Genomic DNA, 19,529 nt, shown 5'->3' with positions numbered 1-19,529 from the left:
GATGGACGACTACCTACAGGACTTCGTACGCGAGAGCGAAGAGAACGTCACGGAGCTGAACAACTCGCTGCTCGAGCTCGAAGACGACCCGGGCGACGAGGCCGCGATGGACTCCATCTTCCGGACGGCCCACACGCTGAAGGGTAACTTCGGCGCGATGGGGTTCCAGGACGCCAGCGACCTCGCCCACGCCATCGAGGACCTGCTCGACGAGGTCCGGGAGGGTCGGATGGCGGTCACCCCCGAGATGATGGACCTCGTGTTCGCGGGCGTCGACGAAATCGACCGCGCGCTCGACCACATCGAGGAGACGGGCGAGTCGGAGGTCGAGGCCGACGACATCATCGACGACATCCGGGGCGTCATCGAGCAGGGCGGGACGGACGGTAGCGACGGCGACGACGGCGATGCCGGCGGCGACGCGTCCGAGGAGTCGAGCGAGGACGACCCCGCGATTCCGCTCGGCGACCTCGACGACGCGGGGCGGCTGGCGGACGCCGACGGCGACGTGTTCCACGTCGCGGTCGACATGGGCGACCCCGACATGAAGGGCGTCGACGCCATGTTCGCGCTCGACGGACTGGAGGAGAACCTCGACCTGCTCGGAACCGTGCCCGGGGTCGAGGCCATCAACGACGGCGAGTACGACGGCGGCTTCGACGCGTTCGTCGCGGCCGACGACCCGGGCGCGGTCGAGTCGGTCGTCGCGTCGGTCGGCAAAATCGCCGGCGGGACGGTGACCGAGGTCCCCGACGACGACCTCGGCGCGGTCGCCGAGTCTGACGGCGACGCGTCGTCGGACTCGGACAGCGCGGGCGAGGAGTCGGCAGGTGCGGGCGAGGAGGAGTCGGCCGCTGGCGACGGGGCGTCCGCCGACGCCGGAAGCGCGGACGGCGACGCGGCGGCCGACGACGGGTCGACGGACGACGACTCGACCGCCTCGGGCGAGGACGAGGCGGATTCGTCGGGGGGCTCGTCGGGCCGGTCGTCCCGCTCCGGCGGTTCGACGGCCGAGGAGATAGAGGAGATACAGTCCGTGCGGGTGGACGTCGACCAGCTCGACGACCTCCACGGGCAGGTCGAGCAACTGGTGACCAGCCGCATCAAGCTCCGTCGGTCCGTCGAGCAGCGCGAACTCGACAGCGCCGAGGACCACCTCGACGAGCTCGACAAGATAACCGGCAGCCTCCAGGACACCGTGATGGACATGCGGCTGGTCCCGCTCAAGAAGGTGGTCGACAAGTTCCCCCGGTTGGTCCGGGACCTCGCTCGCGAGCAGGACAAGGAGATAGACTTCGCGATGGAGGGCACCGACATCGAACTCGACCGGACCATCCTCGACGAGATCAGCGACCCGCTGATGCACCTGCTTCGGAACGCGGCCGACCACGGCGTCGAACCGCCCGAAGAGCGCGAGGCGGCGGGCAAGCCCCGCGAAGGCACCATCCGGCTTCGGGGCTCCCGGGAGCGCGACCGCGTGACGATCGAGGTCGAGGACGACGGGGCCGGCCTCGACCCGGACGCGCTCCGGGCCAGCGCGGTCGAGAAGGGCATGATGAGCCGCGAGGAGGCCGACGCACTCGACGAGGAGGAGGCCCAGAAGCTCATCTTCCGGGCCGGCTTCTCGACCACCGACGAGGTGACAGACGTGAGCGGCCGTGGCGTCGGCATGGACGTTGTCAACGAGACGGTCTCGCGGCTCGACGGCGAGATATCCATCGACAGCACGCCCGGCGAAGGGACGACCATCAGCCTGTCGCTGCCGGTGACGGTCGCCATCGTCAAGGTGCTGTTCGTCCAGTCGGGCGAGGAGGAGTACGGCGTCCCGATCAAGAACGTCGACGAGATACGCCGGATGGCCGACCTCCAGACCGTCGAGGGCGAGGAGGTCGTCACCCACGACGACACGGTCTACCCGCTCGTCAGGCTGGGCGAGGCACTGAACGTCCCCGGACGGACGAAGAACGGCGACGGCATGCTGATCCGAATCAAGGAGTCCGAGCGCAAGGTCGCCATCCACTGCGACGAGGTGAGCCGCCAGGAGGAGGTCGTCGTCAAGCCCTTCGAGGGCATCCTCAGCGGCATCCCCGGCCTGTCCGGGGCCGCCGTCCTCGGCGAGGGCGACGTGGTGACCATCCTCGACGTGGAGACGCTGTGACACGACGAGACATGAAGAGGAGAATAACGATGAGTACGGACGATACACGGAACCTGAAGGTCGACATCCGAAAGCTGAACCTGTTCAACCAGATGGCCAAGGAGGGCGCGAACACGGTGGCCGACCATCTCAACCAGATGACCGGGATGCACACCGAGATGGAGATCACCAAGACCAACTTTCTGGACATCGAGGACATCAAGACTCACGTGGGTCACGACAAGCAGGTCGGGACCCTCATCGAACTCACCGAACCGCCATACGGGCACATCCTGTTCCTGTTCGACGCGCCGAGCGCCAAGAAGCTCGCGGCCGGAATGCTGGGCGACCGGGGCGAACCCGCCGAGAGTGGCTTCTCCGACATGGAGCGGTCGGCGGTCCAGGAGATCGGCAACATCATGACCAGCGGGTTCATCGACGGCTGGGCCAACGTCCTGAACACCACCATCGACATCTCGACGCCCCAGTTCACCTACGGCACGGGCTCGAAGATGGTCGACGAACTCGTCGGTTCGCGCCGCGACGAGATGGCGCTCGTGTTCGACTCGCGGGTCCACGCCCGCGAGGCCAACGTGGAGGTGAAGGTGTACACGTTCCCCGAACTGGAGGAACTGGTCTCGCTGATGCAACAGATAGAGATCACATGACGGCGTCGAAAACCGGCGCGGACGTCCGGAGGCGAGTCGCGTGAACGTCGACGTCGAGTCGCTGGGGTCGGTCAGCAGGACGGCCCGCGAGGGAGCCGAGCGGGCGGCCGACAACCTCGCGGGGATGACCGGCATCGACGCCCGCGTGGACGTGACCGCGGTGACGCTGGCCTCCTTCGACGACCTGGCCCACGACGACGAACGCGTCGGGGTCGAGGTCGACCTCTCGGGCGGCATCGAGGGCGCGAGCCTGCTGACGTTCTCGCCGTCGGGAGCCGACGCGCTGCTCGACGCGCTGGTCCCCGGGGCCGACGCCACCGAGAGCGCCATCGCGGAGGTTGGCAACGTCGTCACGAGCGGTTTCGTCGACGGGTGGGCCGACCACCTCGGGACGATCGTGGACGTCTCGCCGCCCGCGTACGTCGAGGGGACCGGCGCGGAACTGCTCGAGGCTGCGGGCGTCGACCCCGACCGGGCGCTGGCGTTCCGGAGCGAGGTCGTCGCGGTCGGCGAGGCGCTCGACGTGGAGTTCCACATGTTCCCGGACCCGGAGTCGATGCGGGAGGTGCTGGGGGCCGACGATGGGGTGGCAGTCGAGAAACTCGTCACCCTCCGGGAGATGGGTCGAGCCGGCGCTCGGACCGCCTCCGAGAGCGTCTCGGCGATGACCGGCATCGACGCCTGCGTCGACGTCACCCGGCTGAGCTTCGTCCCGGTCGAGGACGTCCCGGGAAACCTCTCCGACGCCCGATACGTCGGGGTCGTCCTCGAACTCGACGGCCCGTTCGGCGGCTACGTGATGATCCTGTTCGACGAGGCGTCGGCCCGCGAGGTCGTCGACGCGCTCGTGCCCGGCGAGGAGGCGACCGACTCGTTCGACGGGATGGCCCGGTCGGCGATGACCGAACTGGGCAACGTGATGACCAGCAGCTTCGTCGACGGCTGGGCCAACGTGCTGGACGCCACCATCGACATCTCGACGCCCCAGTTCGTCCACGACATGGGCGGGGCCATCGCCGAGTCGGTGGTCGCGCGCCTCGGCCGGCGGCAGGCCAACGCCGTCCTGTTCGACGCCGCGCTCCGGGCCGACGACCGGACGTTCGACTGCGAGCTCTACGTCCTGCCCGACGAGACCGAGTTCCGGGACGCACTCGACGACATCGACGTCGACGACACCGCCGAGCGCACCACCAAAGCAGGGTCGCTATGAGCATGAACGCCGACCGCACTCCGCCGGGCCGCGACGCTCGCGACCGCGTGAGAGTCGGGGTCGCGGAGTTCGCGGTCGCGACCGGCGACACGCTGCTCGCGACCAGTGGGTTGGGGTCGTGCGTCGGGGTCGCGCTCGCGGACCCCGGTCGGGGCGTCGCCGGGCTGGCCCACGTCATGCTGCCGGAGACGCCCGAGAACCGGACCGACGACGACCCTGCCAGCCCCGCCAAGTTCGCGACGACCGGCGTCGAGCGACTGCTGGCGGCGGTCGAGGACGCCGGCGGCGACCGCGAGGCTATCGAGGCCAAGCTCGCGGGCGGGAGTCGCATGTTCGACTTTACGGGCGTGAGCGAGGCGGTCGGCCGGCGGAACGTCGACGCCACGCGGGCGGCGCTTTCCGACGGCGACGTGCCCGTCGTGGCCGAGGACGTGGGCGGGAGTCACGGCCGGTCGCTGGTCGTCGACCCCGCGTCGTGGACGCTCACGGTGACGAGCACCCACGACGGGGAGGTGGTGCTGTGAGCTCCGACTCGCGGCCGGCGTCGTTCCGCCGGCTCCTCGAGTACGTGGAGTCCGAACTGGCGTTCGCCACCAGCTACTACGACGACTCGTACCTCGACCGGCGGGTGTCCTCGCGGATGCGCCGTGCCGGAGCCGACGACTACGCGGACTACCTCGACCTGCTCCGGGAGGACGAGCGCGAGCAGACCGCGCTCCTCGACGCCTTCTCGGTCAACGTCACCAGCTTCTTCCGGAACCCGGAGGTGTGGGAGGAGATACGGTCCGTGCTGCGGTCGCTGTCGGCCGAACGCAACCGGCCGTCGCTGTGGAGCGCGGCGTGTTCGGACGGCCGGGAGCCGTACTCGCTGGCGATGCTCGCGCTCGACGACTCCGAAGTCGAGGCCGACCGCTTCGGTATCACCGCGACCGACATCGACCGCGAGATACTCGCGGCCGCCCGCGAGGGCGTCTACGAGAGCACGCGCACGACCGACGTCGGCGAACAGCTCGCGCCGCTCGACGACTACGAGCGGTACGTCGAGCGCGAGGGCGACCGCTTCGCGGTGACCGACGAGGTCAAGGAGCTGGTGTCGTTCGAGCGCCACGACCTCATCAACGGCGAGCCGAAGTCGGACTTCGACCTCGTCACGTGTCGGAACCTCTTCATCTACATCGACACCGAGCACAAACTCCCCATCCTCGAAACCGTCTCGAAGTCGCTCTCGCGGGGTGGCTACCTCGTCATCGGCAAGACCGAGACCCTCCCGGAGACGCTCAAGCCCGCCTTCGAGCCGGTGGAACGCCGGCTCCGGATATATAAGAAGACGGACGTGATATCGATGGAGGAGTGAATCCGGTAAAAGCCGCCGCGAGGTCACTCGATACCCCGCTCACCCGCTCAGCAGTCCAATATCAGCGCTGATAACTCAGGGGGAAGATTAATGTGCTGGAAGTTCGCTGTTATCGGTAATGAAACTTATCGGCTTCAGCGACCAGTTCGTCTGGCTCCTCGGGACGGGGCTGGTCGCAATGGGCATCATGGACTTCATGGACGAGGAGGAGGGTGAGCCCGACGACGCCGGTAGTGACGACGACCTCTTCGGCGACGGTATGGGCGAGGACGCCGACGGCATGGACGACGACTTCGGCGGGATGGGAATGGACGACGGGATGGACGAGGGGATGGGAATGGACGACGGGATGGGGATGGACGGGGAGATGGACGACTGGGCCGACGGAGGCGACGACGACTTCGGGATGGGCGGGGGCACCGGTCCGACTCAGGAGCTCGAAAACCGCATCGACGAGCTCGAAAACGAGGTGGCCGACATCTCCTCGACGGTCGGCACGGTTCGGAGCGAGAACGAGCAGATAAGCGAGAAGGTCGACGAGACCGAGGAGAACGTCCGAAAGCTCCTCGAAATCTACGAGATGGTGACCCGGGGCGTCAACCCCTTCGTCGACGACGTGCAGGAGACCGGCGGCGCGGTCGGGGGCGACGCGTTCGGCGAGGAGGACGGTGGCTTCGGCCTGTTCGAGGGCGACGAGGAGAACGAGGAGGTCGAGGAGGACCTCGACGAGGACGTCGCCGAAGCCGAGGCCGAGAGCTTCTTCGACGACGACTTCGAGGAGGAAGACGAGTTCGAGGGCGAAGACGACTTCGGGACCGACGACGACTTCGCGGAAGAGGACGAGTTCGAGGAAGAAGACGACTTCGAGGACGACGCGGGGGAGGAGCTCGGATTCGACGCACCCGACGAGGCGATGGCCGACGACTCGGCGGACGACGAGATGGCCGAGACGGACGCGGACGACGGCGAGGGCGGACAGGCCGGCGGGTCCACGTTCGAGGAACTCAAGGAGGAGTACGAGTCGGGCGACGCCGACTGGGCCGAGGAAGACGCCGAGGCCTCCGAGGACGACCCCGCCGCGGAGGTCGACGCCGACGACTCGACCGAAGAGCCCGACGACGGCGACTTCGAGTTCGAGGAGCCGGCCGACGCCGGTCCGGTCGAGGAGACCGAACCGGTCGGGACCGTCGGGACCGACGCCGAGTCGGCCGCCGCCCCCGAGTCGGGCCTCGGCGGCAAGCCCTACCTCGCGGAGCTCCCGAAGGGATACGTCGCGGACCTCGTGGTGATGGAGTGGCTGGAGTTCCTCGTGACCGAGTTCGGGCCGGCCGACGCGGTCCGGACCATCGAGTACTACGGCGACATCGGGTGGATCAGCGAGTCGGTCGAGGACGAACTGCTGGCGTTCGCGAGCGGTTTCGCCGAGGTCGAGTCGGTCGACGCCGACGAGACCGGCCCGGCGACGCTCGAGATAGACGACCACGTACGGAGCCTCACCTTCCTGAGCCAGCTGACCGGCGACGCGGTCGAGCGGAAGATCGTCGAACACTGCGCCCAGATCAGGGGTGGGTCAGATGGGCTTCAGCGTTAGCGGCTCGGCGGTGGTCCTGTTCCTCGGAGTCTTCATCAGCTTCGGGATGGCGTACACCGCGGCGAACAACGGGTTCGAGCAGGTCCACGACGCGCTCAACGACGAGACCGACGCCGACCTGGCCCGCCAGAACACCGGCGTCAGCATCGCCGACGTCAGCGTCGCCAACGAGGGCGACGGTCCGGTCCTGACCGTGACGGCCAACAACACCGGTACGACCGCGCTCTCCGTGAACGACACCGACATTCTCATCGACGGCCAGTACTCGAATTTCACGGGTGAGAGCATGACGACGTCGGCGGTCGACGGCAACGACCGCACCGACCTCTGGCTCCCCGGCGAGACCCTCCGCGTCGAGGTCCCGGTCGCGTCCGAGCCCTCGCAGGTGAAGGTCGTGACCGAAACCGGGGTCGCCGACTCGGAGGTGGTCTGAGTGGCGAGCGTCTCCTCGTCGCACCTCATCCTGTTCATCGCCAGCCTGCTCATCGCCGCCAGCGTGGCCGGGACCTTCACGCAGGGCGTCGAGCGACTCTCCTCGGCGCTCGGGGACAGGAGCGTCGACGTGAGCAGCGACGTCCGGACCGACGTCGAGATAATCAGCGACCCCGCGAGCGGCGCAGTGTACGACGAGTCGGAATCGGCGGCCACGGTGACGTTGTTGGTGAAAAACACTGGCTCGCGCGATCTCGACTCGTCGCCCGACCGGATCGACGTGCTCGTGGACGGGCGGTACCAGACGAGCGTCTCGACGGTCGTCGTCGACGGGTCGTCGTGGGGAGTGGGCAACGTCCTCAGGGTCGAGGTCGGCCTGTCGTCCACGCTCGCCGAGGGTGACCATCAGGCGAAGGTCATCGTCGAGGGCGACGAGGAAGTGCTGAGGTTCAGAACATGACACGCGACAATCTCTACTCGCTCGGACTGGAGGACCACGACCGACTGAATCACGAACTGGGCGGCGGCATCCCGAGGGGCTCTATCGTCCTCGTCGAGGGCGACTACGGGGCCGGGAAGTCCGCGATGAGCCAGCGGTTCAGCTACGGGCTCTGCGAGACGGGCCACACGGTCACCCTGCTCTCGACCGAACTCACCGTCAGCGGGTTCATCGACCAGATGCACTCGCTGTCGTACGACGTCGAGGACCACCTGCTGGACGAACGCATGCTGTTCCTCCACGCGGACGTCGACACGGGCGGCGGCCGTCTCACAGCCCCGGCCGAAGACGACGAGGGCAACCGGAAGGAGCTGCTCAACCGGCTGATGAACGCCAAAGCGATGTGGCAGGCCGACGTCATCGTCATCGACACGTTCGACGCCATCCTCAGGAACGACCCCAAGTTCGAGGCGCTCATCCGGCAGAACGAGGAGCGACAGGCCGCCCTCGAAATCATCTCCTTTTTCCGCGACCTCGTCTCGCAGGGCCAGGTCATCGTGCTCACGGTCGACCCCTCGACGGTCGACGAGGAGGCCATCGGCCCCTTCCGCGCCATCGCGGACGTGTTCATGGAGCTCCAGATGGTCGAGGTCGGTAACGACGTGCGCCGGAACATCTCCGTCAAGCGGTTCGCCGGGATGGGCGAACAGGTCGGTGACACCATCGGGTTCTCGGTCCGCGCGGACGCGGGAATCGTCATCGAGAGCCGCAGCGTCGCGTAACGACCACACCCACTATGACTGAACACGGGACTGCACAGATACAGGACGACCTCCGGGAAGTCGCGATGCGGCGTCCCCACCTCCGGGACTACCTCAAGCGGTTCAAGCAGTTCACCGGGGAGTTTCCCCGGCTCATCGACGAACCCAGCGACGAGTGGGAGGTCGACAAGCCCAACGTCATCTACCCGGTCGGCGGTCCCATCTACTGTCACGTCTACGGCGACGTGGGCCAGGACACCGAGTACTACGCGGTCGAACCCGAACTCTCGGGGACCGAGCAGGAACTGTTCGGCAAGGTACGGAGCCAGATTCTCGAGAAGAGCGTCAACAAGCCCGCCCCGCAGAACGAGGGCGAGTACGACGACCGCATCGAGGAGTTGCTCGACGACACGGTGTTGGTCAACGACGCCGGCGGCAACGCCGGTGGCGGCTCGGGCGGCATCGACCTCCGGCACCTCTCGGCGAGCCAGATTCTCGACTGGGTGAAAAACGTCTCGTACAACGACTTCAAGCGGGGCGTCCGGTCGTTCTCGACCGACGACATCGTCCGGGCCGTCAAGGACTTCACCAGCGTCGGCACCTACGAGGTGTCCGAGCAGACCTACGAGAACATCCGGTACCGGCTGAACCGGGACATCGTGGGGTTCGGCCCGCTCGAACCCATCATGCGCGACCCGGCCAACGAGGACATCCACGTCATCGGCCCCCACGAGACGTACGTCGACCACGGTACGTTCGGCATGTTGGGCACCAGCGTCGACTTCGGCTCGCCCCAGCGGTTCGACAACTGGCTGCGCAACATGGGCGAGCGCATCGGCGACCCCGTGAGCGACAGCGACCCCATCGTCGACTCCACGCTGCCCGACGGGTCGCGTATCAACATCATCTACTCCGACGACGTGAGCCTCAAGGGGCCGAGCCTCACCATCCGTCAGGGCGAGGGCACCCCGCTGTCGGTCGCCCAGATTACCAAGTGGGGGACGCTGTCGCCCAAACTGGCGGCGTACCTCTGGCTGTGTCTGGAGAACGAACAGACCGTGTTCGTGGTCGGGGAGACCGCGTCCGGGAAGACCACGACGCTCAACTGCATCATGTCGTTCATCCCCCGGGACTCGAAGATATACACCGCCGAGGACACCGCCGAGGTGCTGCCGCCCCACGACACGTGGCAGCAACTGCTGACCCGTGAGGGCAGCGGCGAGGGCTCCTCGGACGTGGACATGTTCGACCTCGTGGCGGCCGCGCTCCGCTCGCGCCCCGACTACATCATCGTCGGCGAGGTGCGTGGCGAGGAGGGTCGGATGGCGTTCCAGGCGGCCCAGACCGGCCACCCAGTGATGCTGACGTTCCACGCCAGCGACATCGTCTCGATGATTCAGCGGTTCACCGGCGACCCCATCAACGTGCCCGAGACGTTCATGGACAACGCCGACGTGGCGCTGTTCCAGAACCGGGTCAAGCAGGGCGACGACGTGTTGCGGCGCGTGACGAGCGTCCAGGAGATAGAGGGCTACTCCCAGGACATGGGTGGGGTCGTCACCCGTCAGTCGTTCTACTGGGACCCCGTGGAGGACGAAATCGTGTTCCAGGGGATGAACAACTCCTACGTGCTCGAAGAGCAGATCGCGACCCTGCTGGGCTACGAGAACACCCGCGACATCTACGACGAACTCGACTTCCGCGCCGAACTGTTCGAGCGCATGATAGAGGAGAACATTCTGGGCTACCACGAGGTCAACGAGACCATCGAGGCGTTCCAGCGCGACGGCGTGGACGGGCTGCCGTTCGACATCCACCGGTCGTTCGACTGACCCGCTCGACCGTCGGCGAGTCGCCGCCGCTTTCGCTCGGGTATCCTGAACTTCCCAGTATCGGTTTCAAATACCGAGGGAAAAAGGGATGAAGGTGGGACGAAAATCCCGCGAACGCGAACTCACCGACGACCATGGCGACCAACGAACAATCCGCCGACAATCCGAGGGACGCCAAGGACCTCATCGCCGACTTCGCGTCCTCGACCGTCGAGTCCTACCGGCAGATGGAGACGCCGGTCTCACGGTACCTCGGCGTGGTCGTCGCCCCCTCGTTGGTGTTTTTCCTGCTCACGGTGGTCGTGTACGTCGTCACCGACTTCCCGATGCTGGTCGCGTTGCCGATTCCGCTCCTCGGGCTGTTGGGCCTCGGCGTGGCGCTGGTCTACCCCAAGATACTGCAGGACCAGAAGCGCAAGGAGATCGAGGACCGGCTCCACCTGTTCATCACTCACATGACCATCCTGTCGACCGCGAACATCGACCGCGTCGAGGTGTTCCGGACGCTGGGCGAGGAGGAGGAGTACGGCGCGCTGGCCGAGGAGATGCGCCGGATAACGCAACTGGTCGACACGTGGAACCAGAGCCTCGACGACGCGCTCCGCATCCGGGCCGACAAGTCCCCGAGCAAGCCGTTCGCCGACTTCCTCGACCGGTTCGCGTACACCATCAACGCGGGCCAGGAGATAGAGGACTTCCTGCTGTCCGAGCAGGACGTCGTCATCCAGAACTACGTCACTATCTACGAGGGGTCGCTGGAGAACCTCGACGTGATGCAGGACCTCTACCTCTCGATGGTGCTGTCGATGACCTTCGCGCTGGTGTTCTCCATCGTCCTGCCGATTCTGACCGGCACCAACCCCACCATGACGGTCAGCGCGGTCGTGGTCCTGTTCGCGTTCATCCAGTCCGGGTTCCTGCTGTTGATTCGCTCGACCGCGCCGTACGACCCGGTGTGGTACCATCCCGACGACCAGACCACGACGGCCGAGTGGCGAATCCGCATCTCGGTCGCGGTCGGGTTCGTTCTCACGCTGTTCGCGATAGCGGGCTGCCTGCTGGTGTTGCTCGGCCAGACGAGCGTGGACCCGAACGCCATCCCGTTGCCCCTCTACGCCGCGATTCCGACGACGCCGCTGTTGATACCCGGATTCGTCGCGCGCCGGGAGGAAGAACGCATCAAGGACCGCGACGACGCGTTCACCAGTTTCATCCGGTCGCTGGGCGCGACCGAGACCGCCAAGCAGAGCACGACGACCAAGGTGCTCGAGAGCCTGCGGGGCAAGGACTTCGGCGCGCTGACCGACAACGTCGACGACCTCTACAAGCGGCTCAACATGCGCATCGAACCCCGTGCGGCGTGGCGACACTTCACCGCCGACTCGCGGTCGTACCTCATCCAGACGTTCTCGGAGATGTACCTGATCGGCAGGCAGATGGGCGGCGACCCCAAGCAGCTCGGCGAACTCATCTCGGCCAACATGAACGAGGTGCTCCAGCTCCGGGAACGTCGCGCCCAGTCGACGGTCACGCTCGTCGGCGTCCTCTACGGCATCACGGCCGCGTCGACGTTCGCGTTCTTCATCGGGCTCGAAGTCGTGGGGGTGCTGTCGGGCCTCGACATCGGACTCGACACCAACCAGTTCGACTTCGGCTCGATTATCCACACGGAGGTATACGACATCGACACCATCGAGTACCTCCTGATAGTCATCATCCTGATAAACTCGGTGCTGTCGTCGCTGATGATCCGCATCGCCGACGGGGGACACAAGGTCAACTCCTACCTCCACTTCGTGCTGTTGACGTGGATGTCGAGCGTCGTCGCCGTGTTCACCAGCGCCGTCGTGGGTTCGTTCCTGAACGTCTGAGTCGCGGGGTTCGCGGGACGGAAAAAATATCTACCTCCGACGACAACTGCCGCCCAACGCGGTGGGCCCCGCCCACGCCACGGTCACACCATGTCCGAAAAGGTCATCGCCGACTTCGTCGCGCGCTTCAGCCTCGACACGTTCGAGTCACCCGAGCCGGTCAAGGGACGGATCGTCCTGAGCCCCAAGCGGCTGGTACTGGCGACCGGGGGGTCGAAGACGACGGTCCCGCTGTCGAAGCTGTTCGACGTCAACGTCGGTCACGTCCCCAGCGATTACGAGACGTTCTTCCAGGACACGATGACACTCGCGTTCCGCGACGACGGGGCCCGTCGGGTCGCGGTCATCGAAGCCGGCTCGGAGGAGGTGTCGCGGTTCAAGACCGTCCTGTTCAAGGCCACGCTCAACGGGACCCAGGCCCGGGTCAAACACCCCGCGCGCGTCGGCGGCCGGGTCACCGACGCGTCGTTCCGGCCGGCGAAGCTCGGAATCGAGCCCGGAACGGTTCGATTCTCCGGTGACGACCCCGTCGTCGTCGAACTCGCGAGCGTGACCTACTTCCGGAAACAGCGCCGGGATATCGGGCCGGTCGTGCTGGTCCGCCACGCCGAGCAGGGTCAGGCGGTGACCTCGGAGGTCGTCATCGGCTCCGAGCGACGGCTCAATCTGCTCGGGCGGTACCTCAGGCTGGAGTACTCCGAACTCGCCGAGGAGGTCGAGGACGTCACGACCTCCGAGACCGAGATGGAGGCGCTGGTCGCCATCTACTCCGGCGCTCGGAGCGGCGACCTCGCCGGGACGCTCGGGCTGGACTCGAGCCGGGTGACGATGCTGTTGAACGACCTCCGCGAGAAGAGCCTCGTCGACGAGGGCGAGAAGGGGGTCTCGCTGACCGCTCGCGGGCGACTCCTCGTCAGCGATCGCATCGAGTCCGTCAACACGTAGCCCCGAGCCGGAACTGGTTCGAGCGACTCCGCGAGTCGGAAGCGGGACCGGGGTCCACGCCCGATGACTGATTTTCACCGCCGACGAGGTGAAAGATATAATTCCATGGCCGCTATTTCTGTAACATGCATGTGGTTTTTTATACGACGTCTTGGTACAAAATAACACGCTATGGGGAACGTCATCCGGGTCCTGCTGGTCGACGACGACGCCGACCTGACCGCCACGTACCTGCGACGGGCCAGCGACCGTATCGAACCGGTCGTCGAACCCGCTCCCATCGACGCGCTCGCGCTCGTTCCCGACGACGTCGACTGCGTCGTGAGCGACTACGAGACGCCCGAGATGGGCGGGCTGGAGTTCCTCTCGGCTGTACGAGAGGTCGACCCGGACGTTCCGTTCGTGCTGTTCACCGACAGAGGTAGCGAGGAGATCGCGTCGGAGGCCATCTCGGCCGGCGTGACCGACTACCTCCAGAAGGGCACCGGCATCGACCAGTACGAGGTACTGGCCAACCGGATCGAGAACGCGGTGTCCCAGTATCGCGCCGAGCGAGAGGCCGAACGGGCCGACGAACAGCGACGCCGCATCTTCGAGCGCATCACGGACGCGTTCTTCGGGCTCGACGACGACTGGCGTTTCCGGTACGTCAACGAGCGCGCGGCCGACTTCTTCGACCGGGAGGCCGACGACCTGCTCGGCGAGAACATCCGCGAGACGTTCGCGGACGACATGGACGAGCGGTTTCACGACGCCTACCGCGAGGCCTTCCAGACCCAGGAACCGGTCACGGTCGAGGCCGAGTCGGTGTTGCGGCCCGACAACTGGCTGGAGCTGCGCATCTACCCCGCCGAGGACGGGCTCTCGGTGTACTTCCGGAACGTCACCGAGCGCAAGCGCACCCAGCAGGAGCTCCGGGACACCAAGCAGAAGATAGAGGCGCTCCACGAGGTGGCCGCCCGCGCGGTCTCGTGTGAGACCCGCCAGGAGATATACGACCTCGCCATCGAGTCGGCCGAGGAGATACTGGCGTTCGACCTCTGTACCGTGGACGCCGTCGAGGACGACCGGCTGGTCACGAAAGCGGTCTCGAACGTCGTCGCGGCGGACGGCTACTACGAGGAGACGCCCGTCGACGCCGACGACAAGCTCGCTGCCCGGGTTTACCGTGAGGGCGTGTCCTCGGTCGTCGACGACCTCCACGAGCTGGGAGCCGACCCCGCCGAGAGCGCCTACCACGCGGCGCTGACCGTCCCCATCGGCGAGTACGGCATCTTCCAAGCGGTGTCGAACGAGCCCGGAGCGTTCGACGAGGACGACCGCGAACTCGCCGAACTCCTCGCCGCCCACGTCGCCGAGGCGCTGGCCCGAGTCCGGACCGAGACCAAGCTCCGGACCGAGCGCGACCGGTTCGCCGCGCTGTTCGAGAACGTCCCGAACCCGGTCGTTCGCTACGAGATAGACGACCTCGACGCCGTCACCCACGCGGTCAATCCCGCGTTCGAGGAGGTGTTCGGCTGGCCGGCCGACGCCATCGTGGGCGAGCCGGTCGACGACTACATCCTGGCCGACGACCGCAAAAGCGAGGGCGAAGTGCTCAACGAACAGGTCGGCCGGGGCCAGCGAATCGAAGGGGCCGAGGTCAACCGCGAGACCAGCGACGGCGACCGGGACTTCCTGCTCCACACCGCGGCCGCCGGCGACAGCGACGACGAGGCGTTCGCCATCTACGTCGACATCACCGAGCAAAAGGAGCGCGAGCGCCAGCTCGCCCGCCAGAACGAGCGCCTCGAGGAGTTCGCCAGCGTGGTCTCTCACGACCTCCGCAACCCGTTGAACGTCGCGAAGGGCCGATTCGAGGCGTTGACCGGGGAGTGTGACAGCGACCACCTCGAACCGATGGGCCGGTCGCTCGACCGGATGGACGCGCTGGTCGAGGACCTGCTCACGCTGGCCCGACAGGGGCAGGTCGTCGACGAGACCGAGCCGGTGTCGCTGTCGGCGGCGGCGCGGGCCGCCTGGGAGACCGCCGAGACGAGGGAAGCGTCCCTGCGCTTCGTGGACGACCCGGTGATCGAGGCCGACCCCGCCCGGTTTCGGGAACTGCTGGAGAACCTGTTCCGGAATGCCGTCGAGCACGGCTCGACGAATCCTCGTTCGAGAACTCACGAGGACGCCGTGGAACACGGTTCCACGAGCAGTCGCCGGTCGGGCGACGACGCCCGCGAGCGCGCCGACGTGACCGTCGAGGTCGGCGCGCTCGCGGGCGGGGGCGGCTTCTACGTCGCCGACGACGGCCCGGGCATCCCGCCCGAGGAGCGCGAGGTCGTGTTCGAGCACGGCCACACCACCGACGAGGACGGCACCGGCTTCGGGCTCGCCATCGTCTCGACCATCGCCGACGCCCACGGGTGGGAGGTCGCGATCACCGACAGCGACGACGGGGGCGCGCGGTTCGAGTTCTCGCGGGTCACGGTCCGCGACGGGGATGAGTAGCGGTGGGATTTCGTGGTCGTCGGTGGCGTCGCGGTCGCGGTCGGCGGTTGCGGTCGCGGTCGGCGGTTGCGGTCGCGGTTTCCTTGGCCAAGCGACAGTTCGCGTCGTGCTGTGGTCGCTTCCCGCTGTGAGGCCGTTTCGAGCGAGGTCGAACGACTGGGCGCGTCTTCCGGTCGAAACTAGCTACTGCTTGAGTCGACGAGTAACCGCATCCGCGACCACAATCCCCATCCGCATTCGCGACTGTGACTATATCCGCATCCGAGACCACGACCCCGACTATGCTTGAGCCACTGAAAACCGCATCCGCAACGACCGCTACGATTCTTGAGCCAATGAGTAACCGCATCCGCGACTGCCACTGCGACCGCACCCGCGACTGTGACTATATCCGCATCCGCGACCACGACCGCGACTATGCTTGAGCCACTGAAAACCGCATCCGCATCCGCAACGACCGCTACGATTCTTGAGCCAATGAGTAACCGCATCCGCGACTGCATCCGGGACCGCGACCACACGGTGGGAGCCTCACGCCACCCCAGCCTCGGGGCGCACGAGCGCGCCCCGCCACCGTGGGAGGCGAGTGCTGACGAGCTCTCGTTCGCATCCGCTCACGAGGGCCTCGCACGCAAAGGCGCGGCGCATGAACGCGCCGCGCCAGCGCGCGCCGACGTGGGGAACTCGGGTCAGCGCGCGTCCGGGGGCCAGCGCCCCCGACATGGGTCGGGCGGTCAGCGCGGACCGATGGGCTCTCGCGGACGCGGCTCGTCGTCGGTCATCGCGGCCGCGATCTGGCCCATCGTCTCGATTTCGAGGTCCGTCTCCGCCCGGACCGTCGCGGCGTGGTCGAGGATGGCCCGCAGCCGGTCGAAATCTCGCTCGTCGGTCAGGTTGTTCGGGTGGAGCCACATGTGGAACACGCCGCCCTCGCTGGCCGCGCGGTCGACGCCGCGCTTGGCCATCGAGACGACCGGGTCCTCGGTCACGCGCTCGACGACCGAGCGCGGCCGGCCCTCGAAGCAAAACAGGTACAGCGACGCCGGGACGTTTATCAGGCCGTACTCGTCGGTCTCGGGCGTGACCAGCACGGGCGAGACGGTCTCGGTGGGCCAGCCGAAGAGCTTGGCCGCCGCCCCGAGCGGCGTCCGGTCGTACCACTGGCGGGGCCGCGTCCCCCGGTAACACGAGACGCCGTAGGCCGCCAGCACGTCGCGGTGGCCGACGTAGTTGCGCGGGAACACCACCGAGTCGACCGACAGGCCGCGCTGCTCGGCGACCGCCACGGCCTCGCGCATCTCGGCGGCCGCGACCTCCCGCGAGGTGTGGCCCATCTCGACGTGCGAGAAGGTGTGGCTCCCGACCTCGTGGTCGGCGTCGGCGTCCTCGATGGCGTCGACCAGCTTCGCGCCGTACCACGCGCCGTCGCGGCGCTCGTCCGTGCCGGGGTCGCGGTCGAACCAGCCCTCGGGCGTCGGGTGGTCGGCGTGGACCCCGTCACAGGAGTCGAGCAGGAGGTGGCCCACGACCGCCCACGTCGCCGGGACGTCGAACTCGTCGAGGAGGTCGAGGAGGTCGAGCCACGACTCGCGCGCGGCGGCGACCCGGGCGTGTGGCAGCCGGTCGAAGTCGTGGAAGCCCCATGCGAGTTCGGCGTCTATCGAGAGTACGACTGACCCCATCGTGTCTGTGCCTTGCGGCGGTTCCCGAGTAAATCGGGTCGACCGTTCAGGTGCGTTCTGCACGGTAATCGTCGGTTTCTACTCGACGGTCACGCTCTTGGCGAGGTTTCGGGGCTTGTCGATGGCCCGGTCGAGCAGGTCGGCGGCGTGGTACGACAGCAACTGGAGCTGGACGTTCGCGAGCACGCCGGCGACGTCCGGGTGGGTGTCGGGGATAGTCAACACCTCGTCGGCGTACTGGGCGACCGCCTCCTGTTCGCGGCTGGCGACCGCGACCACGGGCGCGCCCCTCGCCTGGGCCTCCTTGACGTTGCCCAGCGTCTTCTCGTCGTTCCGACCGGTGAACACCGCGAACACCGGCGTCTCGGGCGTGACCAGCGCCAGCGGACCGTGCTTGAGCTCGCCCGCCGCGAACCCCTCGGCGTGCTCGTAGGATATCTCCTTGAACTTGAGCGCGCCCTCCAGCGCGACCGGACGGACCGCGCCCCGGCCGATGAAGAAGTACGCCTCGGCGTCGCGGTACTTCTCGGCGACCCGGCGGGCGCTGGTGTAGTCGAGTATCTGCTGGACGTGACCGGGTAGCTCCGAGAGGGCTTCGAGGCGCTCGCGGGCGTCTTCGGACCGGCCCCCGGTCACGTCCCGGGCGACCCGCTCGCCCAGCAGCGCCAGCGACACCACCTGCGAGGAGAACGTCTTGGTCGCGGCCACGCCGATTTCGGGGCCGGCCCGGATGAACAGCGCGTCGTCGCACTCGCGGGCGGCAGTCGACCCTACGACGTTCGTGACCGCGAGCGTGGCCGCCCCGGAGGCGTTGGCCCGCCGGAGCGCCGAGAGGGTGTCTGCGGTCTCCCCGCTCTGGGTCACCCCGACCACCAGCGTTCGCTCGTCGACGGGCGGCTGGGCGGTGGCGTACTCGCTGGCCAGGAACGTCCGGGCCGGCACGCCGCCGTCCGAGAGGAACTGCGCGCCGACCAGCCCCGCGTGGTAGGAGGTCCCGCAGGCGACGAACTGGACCCGGTCGACGTCGGCGAAGCTACCCGCGGGGAAGTCTTCGAGCCGGATGTCGCCGGTCGCGGGGTCGGCCCGGCCCCGGAGCGTCTGGCGGAGCGCGGCGGGCTGTTCGTGAATCTCCTTGAGCATGTAGTGGTCGTAGCCGCCCTTGCCGGCGTCCTCGGGGTCCCACTCGACGGTCCGGACCGTCCGGTCGACCGCCTCGCCGTCGGGGGTGGTGATGCGGTAGTCGTCGGGCTCGACCACCACCACGTCGCCGTCGTCGAGGTAGACGACGTCGTCGGTGAAATCGAGGAACGCGGGCACGTCGCTGGCGAGGAAGTAATCGCCGCCGTCGACGCCCAGCACCAGCGGCGACCCGCGGCGGGTCGCGTACACCACGTGCTCGCGGTCGGTTATCATCGCCACGGCGTAGCTCCCGGAGAGCCTCTCGATGGTCCGCCGGAAGGCAGTTTCGGGGTCCGCGCCCTCGGCCAGTTCCTCCTCGACGAGGTGTGGGATGACCTCGGTGTCGGTGTCGCTCTCGAACTCGTGGCCGTCGGCTCGCAACTCGGCTTTCAGTTCGTCGTAGTTCTCGACGATGCCGTTGTGGACGACAGCGACGTCGCCGGTGCAGTCGGTGTGGGGATGGGCGTTGGCGTCTGTCGGCGGCCCGTGCGTGCTCCATCGCGTGTGGCCGATGCCGAGCCCGCCGTCGGGCGTCTCGTCGGCCAGCACGTCCTTGAGCCGGGATATCTTGCCCTCCCGCTTGAACACTTCGGGGCCGCCGCCGTTCTTGATGGCGAGCCCGGCCGAGTCGTACCCCCGATACTCCAGGTTCTCGAGGCCGGTGAGCAGTTCGTCGACGGCACCGTCGTCGTCGCCACCGATGCGCGCGATGATGCCACACATCAGCGATACACCTCCGTCGCGTCGGTCTGGTTCGTGGTGGGTTCGTTCATGGTGAGACCCTCGTCGTCGCCGGTTCGCTCGGGGTCGAGTCCGGTAGCGCCCGCGTAACTGTCGCCTAGGCGTCGGCTCGTCGCCGTCCACGAGGCGTTGACCGTCCGGACCGCCCCGACGTACGGGGAGCGGGTGATGTTCGTTCGGTTGCCGGCCGT

Annotated in this window: 15 protein-coding genes; 13 read left to right on the top strand and 2 right to left on the bottom strand. The window is 67.3% G+C overall.

Features of this window, described 5'->3' with window-relative positions; translation table 11 throughout:
- Position 1 precedes the first annotated feature (1 nt).
- The 13 genes from EPL03_RS09185 to EPL03_RS09125 all read left to right on the top strand — a co-directional run bounded on the left by EPL03_RS09185 (position 2) and on the right by EPL03_RS09125 (position 15,736).
- Positions 2-2,158 (top strand): chemotaxis protein CheA, encoded by a 2,157-nt coding sequence (locus EPL03_RS09185; RefSeq protein WP_135829038.1) that lies wholly within the window; start codon positions 2-4, stop codon positions 2,156-2,158.
- A 29-nt stretch (positions 2,159-2,187) separates the two neighbouring features.
- Positions 2,188-2,805, top strand: coding sequence for a chemotaxis protein CheC (locus tag EPL03_RS09180; RefSeq protein ID WP_135829037.1), 618 nt, complete (start codon positions 2,188-2,190; stop codon positions 2,803-2,805).
- Positions 2,806-2,845: 40 nt separating this feature from the next.
- Entirely contained in the window at positions 2,846-4,015 is a 1,170-nt protein-coding gene (locus EPL03_RS09175; RefSeq protein WP_135829036.1) for a chemotaxis protein CheC, read from the top strand.
- Positions 4,012-4,539: a chemotaxis protein CheD gene (locus EPL03_RS09170; protein WP_210424947.1), complete on the top strand. Its 528-nt coding sequence runs from the start codon at positions 4,012-4,014 to the stop codon at positions 4,537-4,539. Before EPL03_RS09175 ends, EPL03_RS09170 begins: the two co-directional genes overlap by 4 nt.
- A complete protein-coding gene (locus EPL03_RS09165; protein ID WP_135829035.1) occupies positions 4,536-5,369 on the top strand; it encodes a CheR family methyltransferase in 834 nt (277 codons plus the stop codon). Before EPL03_RS09170 ends, EPL03_RS09165 begins: the two co-directional genes overlap by 4 nt.
- A 118-nt stretch (positions 5,370-5,487) precedes the next feature.
- Positions 5,488-6,960 (top strand): FlaD/FlaE family flagellar protein, encoded by a 1,473-nt coding sequence (locus EPL03_RS09160; RefSeq protein WP_244605230.1) that lies wholly within the window; start codon positions 5,488-5,490, stop codon positions 6,958-6,960.
- Complete coding sequence (locus EPL03_RS09155; protein ID WP_135829034.1) at positions 6,944-7,393, top strand: archaellum stator protein ArlF; 450 nt, start codon at positions 6,944-6,946, stop codon at positions 7,391-7,393. The genes EPL03_RS09160 and EPL03_RS09155 overlap by 17 nt, the downstream gene beginning before the upstream one ends.
- Complete coding sequence (locus EPL03_RS09150) at positions 7,394-7,852, top strand: archaellum stator protein ArlG (RefSeq protein ID WP_135829033.1); 459 nt, start codon at positions 7,394-7,396, stop codon at positions 7,850-7,852.
- The gene (locus tag EPL03_RS09145) at positions 7,849-8,613 is read left to right on the top strand and encodes an archaellum protein ArlH (RefSeq protein ID WP_135829032.1); all 765 of its coding nucleotides are present in this window, start codon (positions 7,849-7,851) and stop codon (positions 8,611-8,613) included. Before EPL03_RS09150 ends, EPL03_RS09145 begins: the two co-directional genes overlap by 4 nt.
- A gap of 14 nt (positions 8,614-8,627) precedes the next feature.
- The gene (locus EPL03_RS09140; protein ID WP_135829031.1) at positions 8,628-10,424 is read left to right on the top strand and encodes a type II/IV secretion system ATPase subunit; all 1,797 of its coding nucleotides are present in this window, start codon (positions 8,628-8,630) and stop codon (positions 10,422-10,424) included.
- A gap of 134 nt (positions 10,425-10,558) precedes the next feature.
- On the top strand, positions 10,559-12,295 hold the full coding sequence (gene flaJ / locus EPL03_RS09135) for an archaellar assembly protein FlaJ (RefSeq protein ID WP_135829030.1): 1,737 nt from the start codon (positions 10,559-10,561) through the stop codon (positions 12,293-12,295).
- A gap of 90 nt (positions 12,296-12,385) precedes the next feature.
- Positions 12,386-13,240, top strand: coding sequence for a CheF family chemotaxis protein (locus EPL03_RS09130; protein WP_135829029.1), 855 nt, complete (start codon positions 12,386-12,388; stop codon positions 13,238-13,240).
- A gap of 171 nt (positions 13,241-13,411) precedes the next feature.
- Positions 13,412-15,736, top strand: a complete 2,325-nt coding sequence (locus EPL03_RS09125) for a PAS domain S-box protein (RefSeq protein WP_135829028.1) — start codon at positions 13,412-13,414, stop codon at positions 15,734-15,736.
- Between the two features lie 734 nt (positions 15,737-16,470).
- On the opposite strand, the gene EPL03_RS09120 is transcribed toward EPL03_RS09125, so the two are convergent.
- Both EPL03_RS09120 and glmS read right to left on the bottom strand, forming a co-directional pair.
- Complete coding sequence (locus EPL03_RS09120) at positions 16,471-17,418, bottom strand: polysaccharide deacetylase family protein (protein WP_135829027.1); 948 nt, start codon at positions 17,416-17,418, stop codon at positions 16,471-16,473.
- 78 nt (positions 17,419-17,496) lie between these two features.
- Positions 17,497-19,320 (bottom strand): glutamine--fructose-6-phosphate transaminase (isomerizing), encoded by a 1,824-nt coding sequence (gene glmS / locus EPL03_RS09115; protein ID WP_135829026.1) that lies wholly within the window; start codon positions 19,318-19,320, stop codon positions 17,497-17,499.
- Positions 19,321-19,529: the final 209 nt, after the last annotated feature.

Origin of the sequence: Halorussus halobius (assembly GCF_004765805.1) — an archaeon.
Classification (GTDB): Archaea; Halobacteriota; Halobacteria; order Halobacteriales; family Haladaptataceae; genus Halorussus; species Halorussus halobius.
The sequence above is the reverse complement of the archived record's forward strand: the minus strand, read 5'-3'. Positions and strand labels throughout refer to the sequence as shown.